We start from the raw sequence: 6,955 nt of genomic DNA on the forward strand, positions 1-6,955 counted from the left end.
CACGCCGAGAGAATCGCATTCTGCCCTCATTCACCAGTTCAGATTGAATATGAGAACCATTCTCAAGTATGTCAACGCTATTGCGACTTATTCGCATCTTTTACCTGACCATATGGTCAAAAAATGAGCGAATGCGCCCCACCATGCCTTGCCAAGCACTCATATTGTAGGGCATTTTGAAGCCTGTTTTTCGCAACAGGATAGGCCGATGGCTACGTCAACACTGACCTCCGAAGGGCATCAGCTGCCCACCGCATTGGAGCCGCGCAACCCCGGCATGGCGCTGGATCTGGACTGGGTGCGCAGTGCGCAGGCCAACACCTCAGCTATTGAACGCCGCGCCAAGACGCTGCCGGGCCGCCGGTCTGTCAAAAAAGACTATCAGGCGGCCTGGTTGTGCAAGGCAATTTCGCTGATCGACCTGACGACGCTCTCCGGGGATGACACCGAAGGCCGCGTTGAACGCCTTGCAGCCAAGGCCGCCCAGCCTGTCCGCGCCGACCTGCTGGCCGCACTTGGCATGGAAGGTCTGACCACCGGTGCTGTCTGCGTGTATCACGATATGGTCGAGACCGCTGTGAACGCCCTCAAAGGCACCGGCATTCCTGTGGCTGCGGTGTCCACCGGTTTTCCTGCGGCCCTCTCCCCATACCATCTGCGCATTGCCGAAATTGGCGAGAGCGTAAAAGCGGGCGCAGAAGAAATTGACATCGTCATCACCCGCCGTCACGTGCTGCAGGGCAACTGGCAGGCTTTGTATGATGAGATGAAAGACATGCGCGAAGCCTGCGGCGATGCGCATGTGAAAGCCATTCTGGCGACTGGCGAGCTGGGCACACTGCGCAATGTGGCAAAGGCTTCGCTTGTCTGCATGATGGCAGGCGCTGATTTCATCAAGACCTCCACCGGCAAGGAAAGCGTGAATGCCACCCTGCCCGTCACCCTCGTGATGGTCCGCGCGATCCGTGACTATTATGAGCGCACCGGTTTCCGCGTGGGCTACAAACCTGCGGGCGGCATTTCCAAAGCCAAAGACGCACTGGTGTATCTGTCGCTGATCAAGGACGAGTTGGGAGACCGCTGGTTGCAGCCTGACCTCTTCCGCTTTGGCGCATCTTCCCTGCTCAGCGACATCGAACGCCAGCTCGAACACCACGTCACCGGCCAATACTCGGCCTCCTACCGCCACGCGATGGCTTGATCCGAGAAAGGCTGACACGATGACCGTAAAAGAGATTTTTGAGACCATGGATTATGGCCCTGCCCCGGAAAGCGCTGCGGATGCACTGGCTTGGATCGTCGATCAAGGCGCGGCCTTTGGTCACTTCATCGACGGTACTTGGACCTCACCGCGCAAGGATTTCCAATCCAAGAACCCCGCCAATGGCGAAACACTGGCAGACCTGACGCAAGCCTCCGAAGAAGAGGTGGACGCCGCTGTCAAAGCCGCGCGTAAGGCACAGAGCAAATGGGAAGGCCTTGGCGGCCATGGCCGCGCCAAATACCTTTATGCCATTGCGCGGCTGCTGCAGAAACACGCGCGTCTGTTTGCTGTTCTGGAAACGCTGGATAATGGCAAGCCGATCCGCGAAAGCCGGGACATAGACATCCCGCTGGTGCAGCGCCATTTCTACTATCACGCGGGCATGGCGCAGCTGATGGAAGCAGAACTGCCCGACGCTCAAGCGCTGGGTGTTTGCGGCCAGATCATTCCTTGGAACTTCCCGCTGCTGATGCTGGCATGGAAAGTGGCCCCTGCGCTTGCCATGGGCAACACTGTGGTGCTGAAACCGGCGGAATATACCTCTCTTACCGCGCTGCTCTTTGCTGACATTTGCCAACAGGCAGGCCTGCCTGCGGGCGTGGTGAACATCGTCACCGGCGACGGTGCGGTCGGTGAAATGATCACCACGCATGAGGACGTCAACAAAGTGGCCTTCACCGGCTCCACCGAGGTGGGCAAGCGCATCCGCGAAGCCACTGCAGGGTCGGGCAAATCCCTCACGCTGGAGCTCGGCGGCAAATCGCCTTACATCGTATTTGAAGACGCAGACATCGACAGCGCCATCGAGGGGCTGGTGGATGCGATCTGGTTCAACCAAGGTCAAGTCTGCTGCGCAGGGTCCCGCCTGCTGGTGCAAGAAGGCATTGCCGAGCGCTTCCACGCCAAGCTGAAGGCGCGCATGGACGGGCTGCGCATTGGCAACCCGCTCGACAAATGCATTGATGTGGGCGCTGTGGTGGATCCGGTGCAGCTGCAAACCATCACCGAGATGGTTGCAAGCAACACCGAAGGCGAAACCTACAAGGCCGCCATCGACATGCCTGTGGAAGGCTGCTTCTACCCACCCACCCTGATCACCGGTCTCGCCCCATCTTCCAAACTGATGCAGGAAGAAATTTTTGGCCCGGTGCTCGTGTCCACCACCTTCCGTACCCCGACTGAGGCGGTGCAACTGGCCAACAACACACGTTATGGCCTCGCCGCGACATTGTGGACAGAGAACGTCAACCTTGCGCTCGACATCGCGCCCAAACTCACCGCCGGTGTGGTTTGGGTGAACGCCACCAACCTCTTTGATGCCGCCGCCGGCTTTGGCGGCGTGCGTGAAAGTGGCTACGGCCGCGAGGGGGGCTGGGAAGGGCTCGCCGCCTACACCAAGCCCAAAGGCACCGCCAAAGCGCTCAAACCGGTTGAAGCCTTCACCGGTGACAAAGGCCCGGTGGATCCGCTGGACCGCACACCCAAACTCTATGTCGGTGGCAAACAAGCACGCCCGGATGGCGGCTACAGCCAGAATATCTATGGCAAGAACGGCGCACTGCTTGGTCAGGCCCCGATCGCCAACCGCAAAGATGTGCGCAACGCTGTCGAGGCTGCACATGCGGCCAAAGGCTGGTCTGGCACCACAGGCCACCTGCGGGCGCAAATCCTTTACTACATCGCCGAAAACCTCTCGGCTCGCCGCGAAGAGTTCGCGCGCCGCATCGATGCTCTGACCGGTGGCAAAGATGGCGCAAGCGAAGTCGACGTCGCGATCAGCCGTCTCTTCACCTATGCGGCCTGGGCCGACAAATACGACGGTCAGGCCCATGGCGTGCCCATTCGTGGCGTCGCCCTCGCCATGAAGGAGCCAGTCGGTGTGATTGGCGCGCTCTGTGCTGACGAAGCTCCGCTTCTTGGCCTGATCTCTGCCATGGCTCCAGCCATCGCAATGGGCAACCGCGCCGTGCTGGTGGCCTCCGAGGCTTTCCCGTTGGCAGCGACTGATTTCTATCAGGTGCTGGAAACCTCTGATGTGCCAGCCGGTGTGGTGAACATCCTCACAGGCTCTCACGCGGAACTCGCAGGCTCTCTGGCCGGGCATCTGGACGTTGATGCGGTTTGGTCGTTCTCCGGCACCGACTTGGCGCAGGAGATTGAGGCCGCAAGCGCCGGCAACCTGAAGCGCACTTGGGTCAACAACGGCGCCGCCCGTGATTGGCAGAGTACTGATGGCGAAGGGCGTGCCTTCCTGCAGGCTGCAACCGAGGTCAAAAACATCTGGGTGCCTTACGGCGAATAAGGCCCGCCCTCTGGAAGTCGAAACAGCCCTGCCCGCGCGGGGCTGTTTTCATTTGCGACCCTCTTTCAGGGGCGATACCAGTGAGGCACCATCAAGTCAGGGAGCCCGTTATGACACCAGAAGAGATCGCAAAACTGCCCTACCGTGAAAACGTGGGTGTGATGCTGGTGAATGGGGACGGCCATGTGTTCGTCGGCCAGCGCCTCGACAGCGAGGTCCCTGCCTGGCAGATGCCACAAGGCGGGATCGACAAAGGCGAAAGCGCCAAAGACGCCGCCCTACGTGAGCTCGAAGAGGAAACCGGCGTCTCTGCAGATCTGGTGACGGTCGAAGCGGAAACCGCAGACTGGATCGCCTATGATCTGCCGCATGACATCGTGCCGCGCATCTGGAAAGGCCGCTTTCGTGGACAGAAACAAAAGTGGTTTCTTCTGCGCTTCCACGGCACCGATCGCGATGTGAATATCGCGGTGGATCATCCGGAGTTTTCCGAATGGCGCTGGCTGCCGGTCGAGGATTTGGTCGACAACATCGTGCCGTTCAAACGTGAAGTCTATGCCCAAGTGGTGGCGGAATTTTCTGAGAAGGTCTGAAGCGACCGAGGTCGCGTAACAAGTACCAAACATCGCCCATGACATTCCAAAACATCGCCGCTAGAACACATACACCACGGCCCCGTGGCTCAACTGGATAGAGCAGCCCCCTCCTAAGGGGCAGGTTGCAGGTTCGAATCCTGCCGGGGTCGCCACATTCCCCCGCCACACACACATCAACGAACTTCCTCAGGCGCAAAAAAGCCCCTGCCGGGGAAGGCAGGGGCTCGGGGGGGAAGACGGAAGTCGTCAGGGGTTATTGAAGGGCTTCCGGTGCTTTGTCAGCGATGTCAGTCCAGTTGGTATCTGCGCGCTCGATGAAGCCAGGGACGTCTTCTTCCCAGCGCACTTGAATGTCTTGGGACAGGTTCAGGAACAGTTCGCCGTCAACGATTTTCCAGTACTCTGGGTCACCGTCGAATTTGAAGCCCATGGCCGCACCAAAGGCGCAGTAGCCGCCGTACTGAGGCAGGTAAGCTTCTGGATCTGCTTCAAAAGCAGCTTTGTGCTCTTCGTTAGCGAAGCGATAGGTTGCGTCGTTGTAGATGGAAGAGATGCGGTAGTCGCCTTTGGTTGGCTCACCTTGGGTGAAATATGCAACTGGGTCGTAGCCCTGCAGCGCCAGACCGGTGGAGCTTGCGTTCAGTTCAACGCCTGCGGCGATGGAAGACGTTGCGAGAGCAACAGACAGAGCTGCGCCGGTAACCAGTGTCTTGAAGATTTGCATTTGGAAACTCCTTAGCGTTTTGGATCTCGTTAGGAACTGCTTGGTTCCTTATGGGGAATGATGTAACATTGGGAACCGAATGGTACAAATCACATCGATGTGAGCACGCAGACACATTTGGAAAGACGAGAGGCAAATGGCGAGACCTAGGGAATTTGACATCGACCAGGCGATGGATGGCGCCATGGAGATATTTTGGCGCCAGGGCTACAAAGCGACCAACCTACCGGATCTGCTTGCCGCGATGGGTCTGACCCGCGGGAGCTTCTACAAGGCGTTTGAGGATAAGGAGAGCGTCTATCAGGCGGCACTGGAACGCTATGATCAGACAGTCGTGACCACCACTCTTGGCATCCTGCGTAGATGCGAAGAGAGCTCCGCTACAGACTGCCTTATGCCGATGTTTACACCCTCTGACAAATCGAGCTTTGGCTGTTTTATTTGCAACGCCATGGTCGAGGTCGCCCCCGAAAACCCCGATGTCGCCCGCAAGACACAAGACATGGCAGACCGACTGCGCGGTGGTATCTTGTCAGTTCTGGACGCCAAGGGTGTGGGCCAGACCGAAGCCTATAGAGAAGAGCTGGCAGATGTGATCCTGCATCTTTATTTCGGGTTTCAATCAATCGGCAAATCCGGCTCTTCCCGACAAGACTGGCGCGGCCGGCTGCAACACCTTCTGGAAGAGGGCGAGTGAACCGCGGGGTTGAGAGCCTTTTGGCGCCTCTGTTGATAGTTAGAGCGGAGTTCAGTAGTCTCAAACAGGGAAACTGTGCCGCTCGGGTTGTCGCTGTTTACGTGTGTGGGAATGATGCTCAACACTGGTAGTTAGGGAACTCCTTCCAAGCTCACTCTGTACTATGCCCTTAGCAATGTCACTCCAAGGCGCGAGAGGCGTCGTCAGATAATGGAGCTCGAAAGAAGCCTCTCGCCCCCATTACCGGCATAGGAGCGGAAAGTCACTCTGGTCGGCGTTTCGTGGGAACCCGACGCAGAAGCTCTCGGCCCGATAGCCTAGATCCGGGGCACAATCACGGGTCGCTTTCCCCAATCCGAGCATTAACCGCCGTCAGCAAAGGCATTTCCTGCGTCTGCTAGTATTCTTCGAGAATAAAAGATTTGGCGCATTTCGGTCGGTGCACCGTTTGCTATCTGCCACGGAATTCCCGTCTACCCCAAAATCGTTAGACATGTTTCTTCAGCGTCCTCCGGATCAAAACAACGCAAGCATATCCGACCAAACAAATGCCGAAAATTAAGCCTCCATAGAATACAGGCGCTGCTTCAGTTGTGAGAAAAAATGCCACTTTCGATTTGCCGCCCTTATAGTCTGTGAGCGAAGAAAAAAATGCGCCCCAACAAACTAGAGCCCCCCCCACAAGCGACGGAAACACTCATCTTCAAACCGCCATTCTCGGCTCCCAATTTCTCTTCAATCGCGGCGTCGTCGAAACCGATAAACACGAAATAGATGAAGTAAACAGAGAGAGTGATGGGTGCAGCGGCCAAGAACGCAGCAAAAGAATACACCGCACCGCTGGAAGATTCGGCGAGATACTCAAAACGATTTCCTATGAGTAATACATCATAAAACCGTTCAAAACTTGATCTGGAAATCTGCTGATACAGTACCTTTTCAATGCTCCAAATGAGAGCAATTGACCCCAAAAAAATGACCAAAACTAGCCAATCATTTCTTTTGTTCCGCATTCTTATGCCTACTCCATTCCCGGAAAGCGCGAAATTTACGAGCAGCTTAAACGCGGACGAGAACGACAAAAACTCTGATTGATCTAAACAGACTCAATGCCAACCTTTCGTTTCTCTTTCGCCACACCCTTAGCTTTGCCCAATTGCTTCCACAGCGCCTCCACACGCGGAACAGCAACGCAAGAAGCCGCCCGCAGGCCGCATTTAACATATTGATCTACTGTGATATTTGTTGGTTGCGGGAGTAGGATTTGAACCTACGACCTTCAGGTTATGAGCCTGACGAGCTACCGGGCTGCTCCATCCCGCGACGCTTTTGATCTTGGGCCATTTTTGGCTTTGAGATCTGTCGCCCTTCA

At 56.8% G+C, this 6,955-nt stretch carries 6 protein-coding genes and 2 tRNA genes; 5 read left to right on the plus strand and 3 right to left on the minus strand.

Going from position 1 to position 6,955, the window contains the following annotated elements:
* Positions 1-208: 208 nt before the first annotated feature.
* The 4 genes from deoC to J7399_RS06460 all read left to right on the plus strand — a co-directional run bounded on the left by deoC (position 209) and on the right by J7399_RS06460 (position 4,314).
* Positions 209-1,201, plus strand: a complete 993-nt coding sequence (deoC, locus tag J7399_RS06445) for a deoxyribose-phosphate aldolase (protein WP_209084713.1) — start codon at positions 209-211, stop codon at positions 1,199-1,201.
* Between the two features lie 19 nt (positions 1,202-1,220).
* Positions 1,221-3,566, plus strand: a complete 2,346-nt coding sequence (locus tag J7399_RS06450) for an aldehyde dehydrogenase family protein (protein ID WP_209084715.1) — start codon at positions 1,221-1,223, stop codon at positions 3,564-3,566.
* Positions 3,567-3,676: 110 nt separating this feature from the next.
* Positions 3,677-4,159, plus strand: a complete 483-nt coding sequence (locus J7399_RS06455) for an RNA pyrophosphohydrolase (protein WP_209084717.1) — start codon at positions 3,677-3,679, stop codon at positions 4,157-4,159.
* Positions 4,160-4,237: 78 nt separating this feature from the next.
* Positions 4,238-4,314 (plus strand) — tRNA-Arg (locus J7399_RS06460).
* Between the two features lie 101 nt (positions 4,315-4,415).
* Here J7399_RS06460 and J7399_RS06465 read toward each other — a convergent pair.
* Positions 4,416-4,886, minus strand: a complete 471-nt coding sequence (locus J7399_RS06465; RefSeq protein WP_209064530.1) for a YHS domain-containing (seleno)protein — start codon at positions 4,884-4,886, stop codon at positions 4,416-4,418.
* A 184-nt stretch (positions 4,887-5,070) separates the two neighbouring features.
* On the opposite strand from J7399_RS06465, the gene J7399_RS06470 reads away from it, so the two are divergent.
* A complete protein-coding gene (locus J7399_RS06470) occupies positions 5,071-5,583 on the plus strand; it encodes a TetR/AcrR family transcriptional regulator (protein WP_209084719.1) in 513 nt (170 codons plus the stop codon).
* Positions 5,584-6,209: 626 nt separating this feature from the next.
* Here the strand turns inward: J7399_RS06470 and J7399_RS06475 are convergent.
* On the minus strand, positions 6,210-6,596 hold the full coding sequence (locus J7399_RS06475; protein WP_209084720.1) for a hypothetical protein: 387 nt from the start codon (positions 6,594-6,596) through the stop codon (positions 6,210-6,212).
* Positions 6,597-6,829: 233 nt separating this feature from the next.
* Positions 6,830-6,906: transfer RNA gene (locus J7399_RS06480), tRNA-Met, on the minus strand.
* Between the last annotated feature and the right edge of the window lie 49 nt (positions 6,907-6,955).

Source organism: Shimia sp. R9_1 (assembly GCF_017743775.1).
Taxonomy (GTDB): domain Bacteria; phylum Pseudomonadota; class Alphaproteobacteria; order Rhodobacterales; family Rhodobacteraceae; genus Shimia.